Origin of the sequence: Azospirillum baldaniorum (assembly GCF_003119195.2) — a bacterium.
In the GTDB taxonomy this organism is placed as follows: domain Bacteria; phylum Pseudomonadota; class Alphaproteobacteria; order Azospirillales; family Azospirillaceae; genus Azospirillum; species Azospirillum baldaniorum.
In genome coordinates, this window is sequence record NZ_CP022253.1 from 102316 (window position 1) to 117695 (window position 15380).

Here is a 15380-nt window from a genome sequence, read left to right on the forward strand (position 1 = left end):
GGAACGCTACCAACCTCAATTGTGCTTGCGGATGAACTCCCGCACCGCCGGCATGATGCTTTCACGCCAGCGCCGGCCGTTGAAGATGCCGTAGTGGCCGACGCCCTTCTGGAAATGGCGGGCGCGCATATCGTCGGGCAGCGAGGCGCAGAGGCGGTGCGCCGACTCGGTCTGGCCGGGGGCGGAGATGTCGTCCAGCTCGCCCTCCACCGTCATCACGGCGGTCCGGCGGATCGCCGCCGGCTCCACCTTGCGCCCGCGCGACTCCATGGTGCCGTTGGCGAGCGAATGCTTCTGGAACACCGTCTCGATGGTCTGCAGGTAGAATTCCGCCGACAGGTCCATCACCGACAGATACTCGTCGTAGAAGCGGCGGTGCTGCTCCGCGGAGTCGCCATCGCCGCGGACGAGGTGGCGGAACAGGCCGACATGCTCCCCGATGTGGCGGTCCAGGTTCATCGACATGAAGCCGGAGAGCTGGATGAAGCCCGGATAGACCTGCCGGAAGCCGCCCGGATAATAGGCCGGGACGGTGGTGATGACGTTGCGCTCGAACCAGGACAGCGGGTGGGTCGCCGCCAGCTTCACCGGCACGGTCGGGTTGGCCATCGGGTCGATGGGACCGCCCATCAGTGTCATGGAGCGCGGCTGCACCGCCTCGTCCCCCGCCGCCATCAGCGACACCGCGGCCAGGACCGGGACCGCCGGCTGGCACACCGCGATGACGTGGGTCTGCGGACCCAGGAAGCGGATCAGCTCCGTCACCGTGTCGATGTAGTCGTCCAGGTCGAACCGGCCGCGCGCCAGCGGCACCAGCCGGGCGTCGATCCAGTCGGTCACGAAGACGTCGTGGTCGGCCAGCAGCGCCGCCACCGTGCCGCGCAGCAGCGTCGCGTGGTGGCCCGACATCGGGGCGACCAGCAGGACGCGCGGCTGCGCCGGGGTGCCCTCCGGCTTGGCGAAGTGCAGCAGGTTGCAGAAGGGCTTGCGGTGGGCGATGCGCTCGGTGACCGCCACCGTCTCGCCGTTCACGACCGTGGTCTTCAGGCCGAATTCCGGCTTGGGGAAGCGGCGGGTGGTGCGCTCCAGCAGTTCCGCGCCGGCGGCCATGGCGCGGCCGACGCGGGTGTAGGACACCGGGCTGAACGGGTTCTGGAAGGTGTGCTGGGTCGCTTCGGCCAGGAGGCGCATCGGGCGCAGGGCGGCGTGCTGCAGATCGTAGAGATGGTAGAGCAACAGGTCCTCGCTTCGGCGGTTGATCCCACGCCCGATCGGCTGGGTGCTGTTATTGGTCGGCCGTCATTGGGCGGCCGCTATTGGTCGTATGACTAACCAACAGATTGGCCAGCCCTTATCCGAAAGGTCAATAGCCGACACCCGTTCTCGGGCAAAAAACTTACAGAAGAAACAGTCAGCCACACGAAACAGACCACGCAACGCTGCACTGCAAAGGAGGCAAGGCAGGAGGATCAAGCCCAAAGAAAAAGGCGCGCCCGCGGAACCGCGCACGCGCCTTGCAGCAATCAGGGGCCCGGCATACCCGAGCGGTAATATCGGTTATGGCACCGCCACGGTGGCGCGCACCGGCAGATGGTCGGACGCGCGGCGCGTCAGCACCGTGCGCACCACCTCGTAGGACGGGATGGTCAGCCCGTTGTTCACGTAGATGCGGTCGAGCCGCAGCGTGGGCATCCGCGCGTGGAAGCTGCGCGGGCTGGCCCAGTCGGGGAAGGCCTCGGCCAGCTTGCGCAGCCGGGGCGAGTTCGGCGCCCATTCGTTGAGGTCGCCCATGAACAGGGTCGGCAGGGCCGGCTGCTCCTCCAGCCGGTCGACGATGGCGCCGACCTGCCGCGCCCGCTCCCAGGGGTCGAGGCCGAGATGGGCGACGATGATGCGCACCGGGCGCCCCTCCACCTCGACGATCACGTCGATGCCGCCGCGCGGCTCCCGCCGGCCGACGCTGAGGTCGACGGGCTCGCATTTCAGGACCGGCAGCCGGGTCAAGATGGCGTTGCCGTAATGGGCGTGGGCGTTGTGCTTGGTCGGGCCGGCGTGGGCCTTCAGCCCGGTGGCGCGTTCCAGGAAGGCGAACTGGTCCAGCCCGGATTCGCCGCGGTGGTGCCAGCCGACCTCCTGGAGCCCGACCAGATCGACGTCCAGCTCCTTGATGACCTCGGCGATGCGGTCCGGCGCGAAGCGCGCGTCCAGCCCGACGCAGCTGTGGATGTTCCAGGTCGCCACGCGCAGCGGCGCCATGCCCTCCGGCACCGGGCCGCTGCGGCTGTCGACGCGGCGCTTCGGGCGGCGGACGCGGGCGGCGCGCAGCGCGGAGGCGATCCGCTGCACACGCTCTCGGCTGAATCGGATCACCGCTGTTGGTCTCCCTTGACTGCTTCTCCAGTGGCTGGCCCGGCGGTTGGCCGTTTCGCCGCCAGGGCCCGCACCAGCCGATTGCCGGCCCAGCCGAGCCCCAGCGCGGTCGCCGCCGCCAGACCCAGAAGAACCATGTCGGTGGGCGTCGGTTCCGTCAACACACGCTCAAGCTGGTGCCCGAGCAGGTTGAAGACAAGGATTCCCGGCGCCATCCCCAGGATCGTCCCGAACAGATAGTCGGGAAACCGGATGCGGGAAGCCCCCGCGACGAGGTTCACCACGGTGAAGGGGGCGACCGGCACCACCCGCAGCGCCGCCATGGCCAGCACGCCGCGCTCGCCGAGCGCGTCGCTGGCCCGCCGCACCACAGCACCGCCGTAGCGCTCGATGGAGCGCCGGCCGGTGAGCCGCCCCACCCAGAACAGCGCCGCGGCGGAGGCCAGCACCCCGGCCAGCGCAGTGGGGAAGCCCATCCACGGTCCCAGCGCGATGGCCGTCGCCGCGATCAGCAGCAGCACCGGAAACAGCACGAAGCCCCCGGCGACATAGAGGAGGATCAGCCACAGCGGCCCGAAGGCCGACTCGCGCAGGCGCTCGAACGCGCCCAGGACGGCGTCGAGGGTCGCCCAGTCGCGCAGCGGCGTGTGGTTCCACAGCCCCCACACCCCGCCGACCACCGCCAGGATGACCCCCAGCGCCAGCCAATGGTGACGGCGCGGGATGCGCGACGGCAGGACGCGCCACACGATGTCCGCCGCCCCCACCGGGCGTTCCGGATCGAAGAGCATGGAATCGGCGACGGCGGCGGCCAACAGACCGGGGTCGGCGTCCTCCAGCAACTCCAGCGTCCGCCCGCCGGGCCGGCGCAGCGTCTCCACCGCGCGGATGAGCGAGCCGGAGCGGCGCAGCTCCGCCGCCACGCTTTCCGGCGCCACCCCGAGATGCTCGGCGATCAGGTCGTCGCGCACCCCGGCGATGGCCAGCCGGGCCTCGCGCCCCTCCGCACGACCATGCGGCGCCTCCAGCGCCAGATCGCATTCGGTGTCCAGCCCCATCGACCGGTTGTTCAGGTTGGCCGAGCCGATGCGCAGAAGCCGGTCGTCCACCACCATCACCTTGGCGTGGATGGTGATGCCGACGCTGCCCGTCTTGGTACTCTCGGTCTTGGCCTCGCCGGTCTTGGCCTCGCCGGTCTTGGCGATGTAGAAGCGGAAGCGCCCGTTGCGGTCGGCCTCGCGCAGCTCCTTCACCAGCCGGGCGCGGGCGCCGAGCATCACGGTGTTCTCCAGCCAGCTCGACGTGCGGGCGGAGTTGACGACGACCACCTCCGGCCCGTCCGGCTCGGCCAGCCGCGCCTTCAGCGCCTCGGCCACGGCGACCGAGGCGAAATACTGGCTCTCCATGTAGATGAAGCGCTCGGCCGCGGCGATGGCCGCGGTGTAGAGCGCCTCGACCTCCCGCACCTCGGCGCGCCCGTTGTAGCCGGGTTCGGTGCGGGCAATGCCGACGGGCATGCCCTTGAGCAGCGGGACGAGCTGTTGCGGCCAGGGGTCGGGACTGTCCGGCCCGGCCCGGCGCGCCTTCAGCCGCAGCCGCCGGGGGCGCTTGCCGTCGGAAGGGCCGCCACCGCCGCCAAGCACGTCCATGGCGGGCGGCGACAGCACGCAGCCGGTGGCGCGGCGCCAGCGCTCGCGGAACAGGTCGCCCAGCGCGCGGGCGGCGTCGCCGTCCACCGCCATCATCACGTCGTGAAAGGGCTCGTAGGGGGTGCCGTCCGGCTGGCGGCGCAGCGGCTCGTCGGCGCGGTGGGCGCGGGTGTCCCAGCGGTTGGCGGTAATGTCCAGCCCGCCGCAGAAGGCCAGCCGGTCGTCGATCACCAGCATCTTCTGATGGTGGCAGGCCCCGGCGGGATGATCGCCGTCCAGCCGGTACTGGAGCCGCGGATGGCTGAGCCAGCCGCGCAGGAACAGCGGCTGCGACCAGCGGGCCAGATCGAACAGCTCCGCGAAGTCCCACTTCAGCACATGGATGGTCAGGTCCGGGCGGGTCGCGGCCAGCCAGTTCAGCAGGTTGCCCAGCTTGTCGGGGCGGCGCGGGTGGCGCGCCTGCGGGGTCAGCCGGATGCGGGCGTCGAAGTCCCAGGCGGTCAGGTAGATGCTGCGCCGCGCCTGCCGCATCGCCACCTTGGCGAGCGCGAAGTAGTCCTCGGCGTCGACGATGACCCCGACCCGCTCGGCCCGCTCCACCCGCCAGCAGGTGCGGCCCGGCACCAGCAGCGGGTCTGCGGCCGCGCTGGAAAGCGCCGTGGCGGGCGCCCCGGTGAGCGCTGGTTCGGGCGGCATTGGGAAGGACGGCTGGTCGGGCATGGGACGCGGCTGGACCGGGGTTCCTGCGGGGATCGGCATCGGGGGTTCACATATGGTGCGTCCGGGACGGGCTGCGACCGGCCAGGAAGGCGAATGCCCGAACAACACCGCAGCCGCCCAACCCTCCCCGCCCCCCGCCGAGAGGCGAAATTCCATTGCCCGACCGGCCGGGACCTGGGTACCGTCAGGAGGAATCCATTCGTGCCCGTCCTTGCCCCCGTCCTTGCCCCGTGACCCGCTTGTTGTGAGCCGCTTGTCCGTTCCTCCACACAATCCGCCCGTCACGGCCGCCCGCTCCCGGCGGGGCCGATGCTGAGGCTCGTCCTGCGCCGGGTGCTGGCCGTGGTGCCGGCCCTGCTGGGCCTCGCGCTCGCCGCCGCCGTGGTGGCCGCGCTGGCGGGACCCGGCTGGACGCAGGCATTGGGCGCCGTGCTGGCCGCCCTGCCGGCGACGCTGGCGCTGGTTGTGCCGGCGCTGGCGCTGGGGACCGGTATCGGCGCCCTGCTTGGCGTCCTGGGCGGGGCGGGCGCTGTCCTTGGCGGGGTGGGTCCGGCCATGCCGGGCTTTCTGCTGGCCGCGGTCTTCGCCGCCACGCTGGCGAAGGCGCCCGTCCTGCTGGGCCTCGCCGCCCTCGCTCTGCCCGCCGCCGCCCAGGCCGCGACGCTCGCCGGCCGGGCGCGGGCCGGGGCGGAGGACACCATTTTGCTGGCGGCGCGCGGACGCGGGATGGACGGCTCCGCCCTGCTGTGGCGGCTCACCCTGCCACTGGGGCTGTCGGCGGCGATGGGCGGCCTGCGCAGCGCCGTGGCGGGAACGGTGACCGCGGCCGTGGCGGTGGAAAACCTGTTCGGGACCGGCTTTTCCGGCGCCGGGCGGCTGTTCGTCGAGGCGGCGCGCGCCGGGGACACCGGCATGGCCGTCGCCGCGCTCGCCGGGCTGTGCGGTCTCGCCCTGCTGCTGGGCGCCCTGGGCGGCGCGCTGCACGGCCGGATCGACCCGCGCGCCCGGATGGCCTGATGCACGGACCCGCCGGCACCGACTCTCATTGGCGCGACGGCCCCTGGCAGAAGGCGGGGCAGCGGCTGACCGCGCACCGGCCCGCCGCCGCGGGGCTGACCGTTCTCGCGGCGCTGATGCTGGCGGTGGCGACCGGCCTCGTCGCCGGTGGCGGCCCGGTGGGGGCGGCGCTGGCCGCCGGGCACCAGAGCCTGACCTTCGCGCTGTTCTCCGGGCTGGGCGGGGCCGCCCTCGGCCTGCTCTGGGGGGCCGCCGCGGTGGCCCTGGGCGAGCGGGCGGAGCGGGCGATGATGGCGCCCGCCATCGCGCTGACCGGCCTGCCCCTGGCGCTGGTCCTGCCGCTGGCCGGCGGGTTGCTGGGTCCGGAACGCGGGCTGGCGCCGATGGCCGTGGTGACCGCCCTGATCGCCGCCCCGGCGGTGGCCGTCATCGCGCGGGACGAGCTGCGCGCCCTGCTGCGGCGGGAGTTTCTGAGCGCCGCCCAGGCCGCCGGGCTGACCGGCGGACGCCGGCTGCGCCGCCACATCCTGCCCAACGCCGTCCTGCCGCTCGCCGCCGCGGCCTGGACCGCCCTTCCCCGCGCCCTGATGACGGAAAGCCTCGCCAGCCTGCTCGGCCTCGGCCTGCCGGAGGGGGTGACCGGCTGGGGAACCGCCATCGGCGCGGCAGTGCGGGCGGGCGACGCCGTGGCGCTGGCCGGGCCGGCGCTGCTGCTGGCGCTGACCCTGTGGGCGCTGCACGGGGTGGGCGACGGGATGCGGCTGGCCTTCTCCACGGCCGCGGGAGGGCACCAGTGAGCGGAGCGGACAACGGCGCGCCGCTGCGGGTGGAGGGTCTGTCCCTGCTGACCAGCCGCGACATCCTGCTCGACCGGCTGAGCTTCGCCATCGAGCCCGGCGAGGTGCTGGCCCTGTCGGGCGCCGCCGGGGCGGGCAAGACGCTGCTGCTGCGCGCGCTGGCCGGCCTCGCGCCCAAGGGCATCACGGTGCTGGGCGACATCCAGATCCGGGGGCGGCGCCTGCTGGTTACCCAGGACGGCACCCTCGACCCGCTGCGCCCGCTGGGCGCTCAGTTCGCGGACCTGCTGGCCCGCCAGTCCGGGATGGACGAGCGCGCCGCCCTGCGCTGCGCCGCCGAGGCGCTGGAGCGCTTCCAGGTGCCAGCCGCCGCGCGCCGGCTGGCGCTCCACCCGCACGAGTTGGGCGAGGCGATGCGCTGGCGGGCCGCGCTGGCGCTGGCCATGGCGGCGCAGCCGGCGCTGCTGCTCGCCGACGCCCCCGCCGCCGCGCTCGACCCCACCCAGCGCGTCCGCCTGCTGAGCGACCTCGCCGCCTGGACGCGCGAGGCCGGAACGGCGCTGCTTCTGGCCGGACGCCCGCACCCCGACCCGACCCAGCCCGACCCGGCGCGCTCCGGTCTGGCCGACCGCCGGCTGATCCTGGCCCACGGCCGTCTGGAAACGCCGGAGGAGGAGCCCGCCCCCGCTCCGCCTCCGGTGGAGCCGGCACCCTCCGGCCCGCCCATCCTGTCGGTGCGCGACCTGCGCGTCGCCTTCCCGCTGGGGCGGGGCTGGCGCGGCGAGGAGCGCTGGCTGACCGTCGTGGACGGCCTGTCCATCGCGCTGGCCGAGGGCGAGACGCTGGCCCTGCTCGGCGAGACGGGCAGCGGCAAGTCGGTGCTGGCCCGCGCCATCCTGCGGCTGATCCCGCCGGTCGGCGGTCAGGTGTCCTGGCTGGGGACCGACCTCGCCGCCGCCCCGCCGGAGGCGATGCGCCGGGCGCGGCGGGATCTGCAAATCCTCTTCCCCGATCCGCTGGCCGCCTTCGACCCGCTGATGACCATCGGCGCGCAACTCGCCGAGACGCTGGAGTCGCTGCGGCCCACCCGATCGTCAGCCGACCGCTCCGCCCGGCTGGCCGAGGCGCTGGAGGAGGTCGGGCTGCCTGCGGCGGTCCTCGACCTCCATCCCGGCGCGCTCCGTCCGGCGGAGGCGGCGCGCGCCGGGCTGGCCCGCGCCCTGCTGCCGGAGCCGCGCCTGCTGGTCTGCGACGAGCCGGCGGCGGCGCTCGACGGGGCGGAGCGGGCGGACTTCCTCGCCCTGCTGCAGGCGATCCGCCGCCGCCGCCGGCTGGCCCTGCTCTACGCCACCCAGGACGCGGCGGAGGGTTTGCGGATCGCGCGGCGGGCGCTGGTGCTCCTGCTCGGCCGGATCGTCGAGTCGGCGGACAGCGCGGTTCTGGCGGCCGGGGCGCGCCACCCCTACAGCCGCGCGCTGATTGCGGCGGCCGGCCTCGCCCGCCCGGCGCTGCACGGCGATCCCCCCTCTCCCCTGCGCCCGCCGACCGGCTGCGCCCTGCGGCTGCGCTGCCCGCTCGCCCATGACGGCTGCGCCCAGGTCCCCCCGACGCTCGACCCCGTGGCGCCCGGCCACCGAGTCGCCTGCCACGTCGCTCAGGACGAGGCCCAAGACGGCACCCAGGCTGGCGGAAAAGCGCCCTAAGCCCCGTTCCGGAGCCCGCCGACGCCTTGGGCGCGGCCGCAATTCCGTCCCAAAAAGGTCTGAAACTGCGCGGGTTGGCAAGGAGGCGGCCACGGGATAACGTCCCCGGCCTTCACGCCCGCATTGCTGAAATCACGGAAAAGGACAGGGATGCTTCGCGCACGCACCCGGTGGACGGCCCCCTGCATGGGCGCACTCGCCGTCCTTCTGCTGCTTCTCGCCGGCCTCGCCGCGCCGTCGCTGGCCGCCGGCCCCGTTCCGGGCGCCGCCATGCCGGCCCCCGCCGCCGCGGCTCCGGCGGAACCCGCCGCCTCGCCCGATCCGACGCCCGAGCAGATGCAGGCGATGATCACGACGCTGGAGGACCCGGCGGCCCGCGCGCGGCTGGTCGAGCAGTTGAAGGCGCTGGTCGCCGCGCAGAAGGGGCTGGAGCAGGCCAAGGCCGAGGAGGCCCCGGCGGCCAGCACCCTGCCCGAGACCATCGGCGCCAGCGCCCTGTCCTTCCTGGCCGAGCGCATGGACGTGCTGAGCCGCCAGCTCGTCCAGGTCGGCAACGTCTTCAAGGAGCTGCCCGGCGCCATCGAGTGGGCGAACCGGCAGATGGTCGACCCGTCGGCCCGCGACCGCTGGGTGCAGATCGCCATCCAGCTGACGATGATCCTGACCGCCGGTCTGGCGATCGAGCGCTTCGTCGGCTGGCTGCTCGCCCGCCCGCGCAACGCGCTGGCCGCCCGCCGGGGCACCACGGTGCTGGTGCGCCTGCCGCTGCTGCTCGGCCGCGCTCTGCTGGAGCTGGCGCCCATCGCCGCCTTCATCGTCGTCGCCTACGCCATCCTGTCGGTCAGCGAGCCGGGGCCGCGCGTCCGGCTGGTCGCGCTGGCGGTCATCAACGCCACCGTCATCCTGCAGATCCTGCTGGTCGCCGCCCGCATCCTGATCTCGCCCTTCGCGCCCTCCCTGCGCATGGTGCGGGTGGGCGACGCCAACGCGCAACGCCTCTACCGCTGGGTCCGCCGGCTGGCCGCGGTCGGCGTCTACGGCTATTTCCTGGCCGAGGGCGCCTATGTGCTGGGCCTGCCGCTCGGCGCCTACGGCGCGCTGCTGAAGCTGCTGGGGCTGGCGATCGCCGGCATGCTGATCGCGCTGATCCTGCAGAACCGCCGCATCGTCGCCGACTGGATGCACGGCAACCCGCTGTCCGGCGACGGCGACCCGGCGGCCACCGCGGAACGCGAATCGGAGGGCCAGGGCGCCGTCCTGCGTTCCGCCCGCCGCCGCTTCGCCGACGTCTGGCATGTTCTGGCGATCATCTATGTCGTGGTGACCTTCGGCGTCTGGGTGCTGAACGTCTATGGCGGGTTCGAGTATCTGGCCCGCGCCACCGGCATCACCATCCTGGTCGCGGTGGTCGCCCGGCTGCTGGTCAACGGCATCAACCGCGGCCTGCGCCGCGGCCTGCGCATGGTTCCGGACAGCCAGGGCGCCCTGCCGCCGCTGAAGGACCGCGCCTCCCTCTACCTGCCCTTCCTGCACCGGGTGGTGAAGACGGTGATCTGGGTCGGGGCGGCGATGATGATCCTCTACGGCTGGGGCTTCGACACGCTGGCCTGGACGGACACGCGGCTCGGTCAGCGCATCCTGCGCAGCACGGTCACCATCGGCCTTCTGCTGGTCGGCTCCATCGTCGCCTGGGAGGTGGTCAGCGCGATGATCGAGCGCTTCCTCGCCTCCACCGACCGCAACGGCACGCGGATCGAGCGCAGCGCGCGGGTGCGCACCCTGCTTCCGCTGCTGCGCAACGCCTTCCTGGTGGTGCTGGTGACCATGGTGTCGCTGATCACCCTGTCGGAGCTGGGCGTCAACATCGCGCCGCTGCTGGCCGGTGCCGGTGTCGTCGGTCTGGCCGTCGGCTTCGGGTCGCAGACGCTGGTCAAGGACATCATCACCGGCCTGTTCATCCTGTTCGAGGACAGCATCTCCATCGGCGACGTGGTGGATGTGGGCGGCGGCCATTCCGGCGTGGTCGAGGCCATCTCCATCCGCTCCATCCGGCTGCGCGACGGGTCGGGCGCCATCCACACCGTGCCCTTCAACTCGGTCAGCACCGTCAAGAACATGTCGAAGGACTTCTCCTACGCCCTGTTCGAGGTGCGGGTCGCCTACCGCGAGGATCCGGACCGCGTGATCGAGCTGCTGAAGGAGATCGGCACCGGCCTGCAATCGGACGCGCTGTTCGCGCCGGACATCATGGCACCGCTGGAAGTGATGGGTCTGGACAAGTTCCAGCCCGACTCGACCCAGCTGATCACCGCCCGCTTCAAGACCCGCCCGACCCGGCAGTGGGGCGTGTCGCGCGAGTTCAACCGCCGCATGAGGAAGCGTTTCGAGGAGCTGGGGGTGGAGGTGCCGACCGGCTCCATGCAGCTCATCGTCGGCGGGAACCACCCCGACCGCGCGCTGGCCGAGGCGCTCAGCCAAGGTTCTTAAAAGGCCGGGGCTCGCAAGAAGGAACGGTGCGGCCGGGGGCTGGTCTACGCCTCCGGCCCGCCGCGCTCCAGGATCGCGACGAAGGCGTCGACGACGCGCGGGTCGAAATGCCGGCCCGCCTCGGCGCGGATGAGATCGACCACCGCCGCCCACTCCCACGCCTCCTTGTAGGGGCGGCGGTGCAGCAGGGCGTCGTAGACGTCGGCGACCGCCACGATGCGGCCCGACAGCGGGATGGCGTCGCCCGCCAGCCCGTGAGGATAGCCGGTGCCGTCGAACTTCTCGTGGTGGCTCTCGGCGATCTCCGCCCCCATCGACAGGTAGCTGCGCCCGCCGACCGGGCCGGAGGCGTCGCGCAGGATGCGCCCGCCGATGGCGGCGTGCTCGCGCATCTGGACCATCTCCTCGGGGTCCAGCTTGCCGGGCTTGCGCAGGATCCGGTCGGGGATGGCGACCTTGCCGACGTCGTGCAGCATGCTGGCCAGCCCGATCAGCTCGCAGAAGCGGTCGTCGGCATCACCGCCGCAGGCATCCCGCGCCTGAAGCTCCCTTGCGATGGCGGTGGCCCAGCGGCCGATGCGCCGGACATGCTCCCCGGTGACCTCGTCCTTGTATTCGGCCAGCTTGCCGAGGGCGTGCACCGTGGCGATCTGCGCGAGGCGGAGCTGTTCGTACAGCGACACGTTGTCGAATCCGACCGACATCCGGGAGCAGAAGATCTCCAGCAGCCGCCGTTCCACCTCCGGCAGGCCGCCGTGCCCGCCGATGAACAGCGCGCCGGGGCCGGGACTCTGGGTCTGGAACAGCGCGACGCTGTGGTCGTCGCGGTGCAGGCTGCGGCCCCGGGCCAGGGCGGCGGCGATGTCGGCGCAGGCCGCCTCGGGCAGCACGGCGCCGACCGGCCGGCCCGCGGCATCGGCGAAAACGCCGGTCCCGCACAGCACCACCGCCTCCCAGGGCCGGCCGGCCGGCGCCGGACCTTCCGGATTTGAGCCTTCCGGATTCAGGCCGGGCGGCACCGCGCACAGGAACGCGCCGGCCGCCCGCGGCAGCAGGGCGGCGGCCCGCTCCACCACGCCGACGGCGAAGCGGTCCATGGAGCGCTGCTCGAACAGGGTGCCGGCGGCGTCGACGATCGTCTCCAGCCCCTGCCGGTTGCGCTCGATCGCGTCGATGTGCTGGTAGGAGCGCAGGGCGGCCACCGTGGTGGTGAACAGCTTCTGCGCGGTCAGCTCGCTCTTGGCCTTGTAGTCGTTGATGTCGTAGCTGACGATCACCTGCCGTTCCGGCGCCTGGCCGGGCTGGCCGGTGCGCAGGATGATGCGGACCCGCCGGTTGCCCAGCACCTCGCGGATGTGATGGACCAGCCGCAGGCCGGCGTCCTCCGTTTCCATCACCACGTCCAGCAGGACGGCGGCGATGTCGGGATGCCCGCTCAGGATCGCCCGCGCCTCGACCCCCGAATGGGCGGACAGGAACTGCAGGCGCCGCCCGTCGAAGGTCACGTCGTTCAGCACCACGCGGGTGATCGCGTGCACCTCCGGATCGTCGTCGACGATCAGCAGCTTCCAGGGGGCGGCGGCGGGGCTGGACGTCGCGGAGGACGGATCCGGAGCGTCCTCGTCGGCGAACAACAGATCGTCGTCATCGTCCTGGCTCCAGCCCTGGATGTCCGACATCGCCGCTCCCCGCCCCGCTCTGCCAAAGCTGCATGGCTACAATTCGATTCTCTTTTTCAACGCTTGTCGCGGTTCGTGTCAACCGATCTGGCGCGTCGGCACACAGGACTGCAGTCGCTGGGAGGCTGCGACGCTTTGTCCTTCCCCGTTGCGGCTACCGCCAAAGCGCTTACTCCGACGCGAGTGGAGGGGTTGCGGCCCGCCCCGAACGGGTGATCATAGGTAGAAAGGCATGAGGCTGAAAACAACGCGAGAACGACGGGGGCAGGCCATGATACCGGACGCTTGGGACATCGAATTGCGCGAAGGGGCCGCCAGCGTGGCCCGCCATCTGATCGAGACCGGCTGCGTCCGGTACGACCCGGAGCATTTGTGCAACCACGGTTCGGGGCTGGTCAGCCCGGTCCATCTGGAGGGGCGGCGGCTGCTCTCCTATCCCGCGGTGCGCGACGAGGTGCTCGATTTCGCGCTGCGGATGATCGGGCAGGAGATCGGCGACGGCGAACTGGACGCCATCGCCGCCGCCGAGGGGGCCGGCGTGCCCTGGGCCGCGCTGATCGCCGACCGGCTGGAGCTTCCCCTCGTCTTCGTGCGCAAGGAGGCGCCGGAGGGACTGCAGGGCTACAAGCACCGCATCGAGGGGCGGGTGGAGCCGGGCTGGCGCGTGCTCCTGGTCGAGCAGATCGCCGCCGACGGCCACCGCAAGGCCCGCTTCGCCCAGCCGCTGAAGGAGGCCGGCTGCGACGTGCGCGACCTGTTCGTGCTGTTCCAGTACGGGATCTTCGACGAGATCCAGGAGCATCTGGCGCCGCTGGGCATCACGATGCACGCGCTGGCGACCTGGTGGGACGTGCTGGAGGTGGCGAACCGCGGCCATTACCTGGACGGGCAGGCGCAGGGCGAAATCCACGCCTTCCTCCAGGACCCGCGGCGCTGGACCGCGGAGCACCAGAAAGGCCGGAAAAGCGAAAAGGCGGCCTGAGGCGGGGCGGGGCCCCTCTCCCTAAATATAACCCTCTCCCCTCCGGGGAGAGGGTGGCCCGGAGGGCTGGTGAGGGGGGGCGTGTCGCTGCGTTGGGCAAAAGCGCAACCCCCTCACCCTACCCCTCTCCCCGGAGGGGAGAGGGAATAATGAAGGCGGTCTCGCCGCAACGGGCGGCCAGGACGGCGGCGGCGTAGGGCACCGCCAGCAGAAGCTGAAGCCCGGCCCAGGACAGCGCTTCCCAGTTCGGGCTGGTCCACACCACCTCGTGCAGGGCCTCCATGAAGGGAAGCTGCCCGTAGATCAGCGACTCCATCGGCACCACGCCTTCCGCCAGCACGGTCAGCAGCGCGCCGAGCAGCAGCAGGACGGCCAGCGCCGACTCCAGCGGCAGGCGGCGGACGGCGCCGCACAGGCCATTCTCCGGGGTATCGGCCACCGGGACGGCGGGGCGGAACAGCCCGCCGATGCCCCAGGCGGCCAGCGCCCCCGTGCCCTCCGGACGCCGCGTGGCGCGCATGGCGCCGAGCGCCAGCAGGCCGAGCGCCGGCAGGGCGAAGTACCAGTTGGGGAAGTCGCGGTAGCGCCCGTCGAAGACGATCAGGACGCTCCAGACGATCCCCAGCAGGGCGAGAACCACGGCGGCGGCCTTGCCCACCGTCTCCAGCCGCGACAGCGCCGGACGGCCGCGCAGCGGCGCCAGCGGCTCCAGCGCCAGACCGCCGCTGCCCAGCGCCCGCCGGGCGGCCAGCAGGACGGCCATCGACAGCACGCCCGTCGCCGCCAGCATGACAAAGGACAGCGCCACGTCCTGCGGGTAGTGCTTGCCGTGCAGCGCGCCCCAGACGGCGTGGACATAGAGTGTGGACAGCGCCTGCGCCAGGAAGGCCAGGGCGGCGAAGGCCCCGGCGGTCAGCGGACGGCCGCGCAGGGTCAGCCCGACGACCAGAAGCAGCGCGAGGCCGGAGGAGACGCCGAACAGCATCGGCCATTGGCGGTTCTCCACCACCGGCCCGGCCAGGGCGAACTTCGCCTGACGGTCGGCGGTGTAGAGGCCCCAGTGACCGCCCACCGTGCCCTCCAGCTTGGCCTTCCAGCCCTGGTCGAAGGCCTCGATTACGTTGTAGTCGAAGCCCTCCTGCTCGGCGAGGCGAACGAAGCCGTTGACGAACTTGGCCTTGTTGACCAGTCCGGTGACCGCGGCGCCGCGCGACCGGCCCTCCGTCGGCCAGCCGGTCTCGCCGACCAGGATCGGCTTGCCGGGGAAGCGCTGGGCGATGGTGCGGTAGCTGCCGCGGATGCGCTCCATGGCGCCGGCCACGTCGGTCGGCACGTCCTCCCAATAGGGCAGCAGGTGGATGGTCAGGTAATCGACGTGATCGGCGATCTGCGGGTATTTCAGCCACCATTCCCAGACGTCGGCGTAGGACACCGGCTGCTTCACCGCCGCCTTCACGCGGTCGATGTAGCCGGCCACCTGCTCCGGCGTCAGCTCGCGGCGCAGCAGCACCTCGTTGCCGACGATCACGCGGGTGATGACGTCCGGGTAGCGGTTGGCGAGGTCGATGAGGGAGGCGACCTCCTTCTCGTTCTTGTCCAGCCGCGACGACAGCCACGCCCCCATGGTGACCTGCATGCCGTGGCGGCGGGCCAGTTCCGGCACCACCTCCAGCCCCTCCAGCGAGGTGTAGGTGCGCACCCCCGCCACCTGCGGGGCGAGGGCGGCCAGATCCTCGTCGATCTGCTCGGTGCTGGGGAATTTTTGCGTCAGCGGGCTCTGGCCGTCGCGGAAGGGCGCGAAGGACACGCTTTTCAGCTTGCCGCCGGGCGGCGGGTCGAGCGGCACCGGCTGGTTCGGCAGCGACCAGACGGCAAAATTCGCGAGGCCGGCCACGAGCAGCACGGCGAGGATCGTGATGAAGCGCATGGGGGGATGTCTACACCAAATGCGGGATCGGCAAAACGGTCTGGCGAAC

The 15380-nt window shown here is 72.3% G+C and carries 10 protein-coding genes; 5 read left to right on the forward strand and 5 right to left on the reverse strand.

Features of this window, described 5'->3' with window-relative positions; genetic code table 11:
* Positions 1-15: 15 nt before the first annotated feature.
* From Sp245p_RS00420 to Sp245p_RS00430, 3 genes are all read right to left on the reverse strand, one after another.
* Positions 16-1236 carry a polyhydroxyalkanoate depolymerase gene (locus Sp245p_RS00420; protein ID WP_014239080.1) on the reverse strand — a complete coding sequence of 407 codons (1221 nt, stop codon included), beginning with the start codon at positions 1234-1236 and terminating at the stop codon, positions 16-18.
* 321 nt (positions 1237-1557) lie between these two features.
* Positions 1558-2370, reverse strand: coding sequence for an endonuclease/exonuclease/phosphatase family protein (locus tag Sp245p_RS00425; protein WP_052584212.1), 813 nt, complete (start codon positions 2368-2370; stop codon positions 1558-1560).
* On the reverse strand, positions 2367-4778 hold the full coding sequence (locus Sp245p_RS00430; RefSeq protein ID WP_014239077.1) for a VTT domain-containing protein: 2412 nt from the start codon (positions 4776-4778) through the stop codon (positions 2367-2369). The genes Sp245p_RS00425 and Sp245p_RS00430 overlap by 4 nt, the downstream gene beginning before the upstream one ends.
* A 270-nt stretch (positions 4779-5048) precedes the next feature.
* Between Sp245p_RS00430 and Sp245p_RS00435 the strand changes: the two genes are divergently transcribed.
* From Sp245p_RS00435 to Sp245p_RS00450, 4 genes are all read left to right on the forward strand, one after another.
* Positions 5049-5756, forward strand: a complete 708-nt coding sequence (locus Sp245p_RS00435; RefSeq protein ID WP_109138316.1) for an ABC transporter permease subunit — start codon at positions 5049-5051, stop codon at positions 5754-5756.
* Positions 5756-6553 carry an ABC transporter permease subunit gene (locus Sp245p_RS00440; protein WP_014239075.1) on the forward strand — a complete coding sequence of 266 codons (798 nt, stop codon included), beginning with the start codon at positions 5756-5758 and terminating at the stop codon, positions 6551-6553. The genes Sp245p_RS00435 and Sp245p_RS00440 overlap by 1 nt, the downstream gene beginning before the upstream one ends.
* Entirely contained in the window at positions 6550-8256 is a 1707-nt protein-coding gene (locus tag Sp245p_RS00445; RefSeq protein WP_109138317.1) for an oligopeptide/dipeptide ABC transporter ATP-binding protein, read from the forward strand. The genes Sp245p_RS00440 and Sp245p_RS00445 overlap by 4 nt, the downstream gene beginning before the upstream one ends.
* Positions 8257-8442: 186 nt before the next feature.
* Positions 8443-10743, forward strand: coding sequence for a mechanosensitive ion channel domain-containing protein (locus Sp245p_RS00450; RefSeq protein ID WP_041810852.1), 2301 nt, complete (start codon positions 8443-8445; stop codon positions 10741-10743).
* Between the two features lie 44 nt (positions 10744-10787).
* On the opposite strand, the gene Sp245p_RS00455 is transcribed toward Sp245p_RS00450, so the two are convergent.
* Entirely contained in the window at positions 10788-12422 is a 1635-nt protein-coding gene (locus Sp245p_RS00455) for a response regulator (protein ID WP_109138318.1), read from the reverse strand.
* Positions 12423-12693: 271 nt separating this feature from the next.
* On the opposite strand from Sp245p_RS00455, the gene Sp245p_RS00460 reads away from it, so the two are divergent.
* Positions 12694-13404, forward strand: a complete 711-nt coding sequence (locus Sp245p_RS00460) for an orotate phosphoribosyltransferase (protein WP_014239071.1) — start codon at positions 12694-12696, stop codon at positions 13402-13404.
* A gap of 118 nt (positions 13405-13522) precedes the next feature.
* On the opposite strand, the gene Sp245p_RS00465 is transcribed toward Sp245p_RS00460, so the two are convergent.
* Positions 13523-15331: a glycoside hydrolase family 17 protein gene (locus tag Sp245p_RS00465; protein WP_014239070.1), complete on the reverse strand. Its 1809-nt coding sequence runs from the start codon at positions 15329-15331 to the stop codon at positions 13523-13525.
* Positions 15332-15380 lie beyond the last annotated feature (49 nt).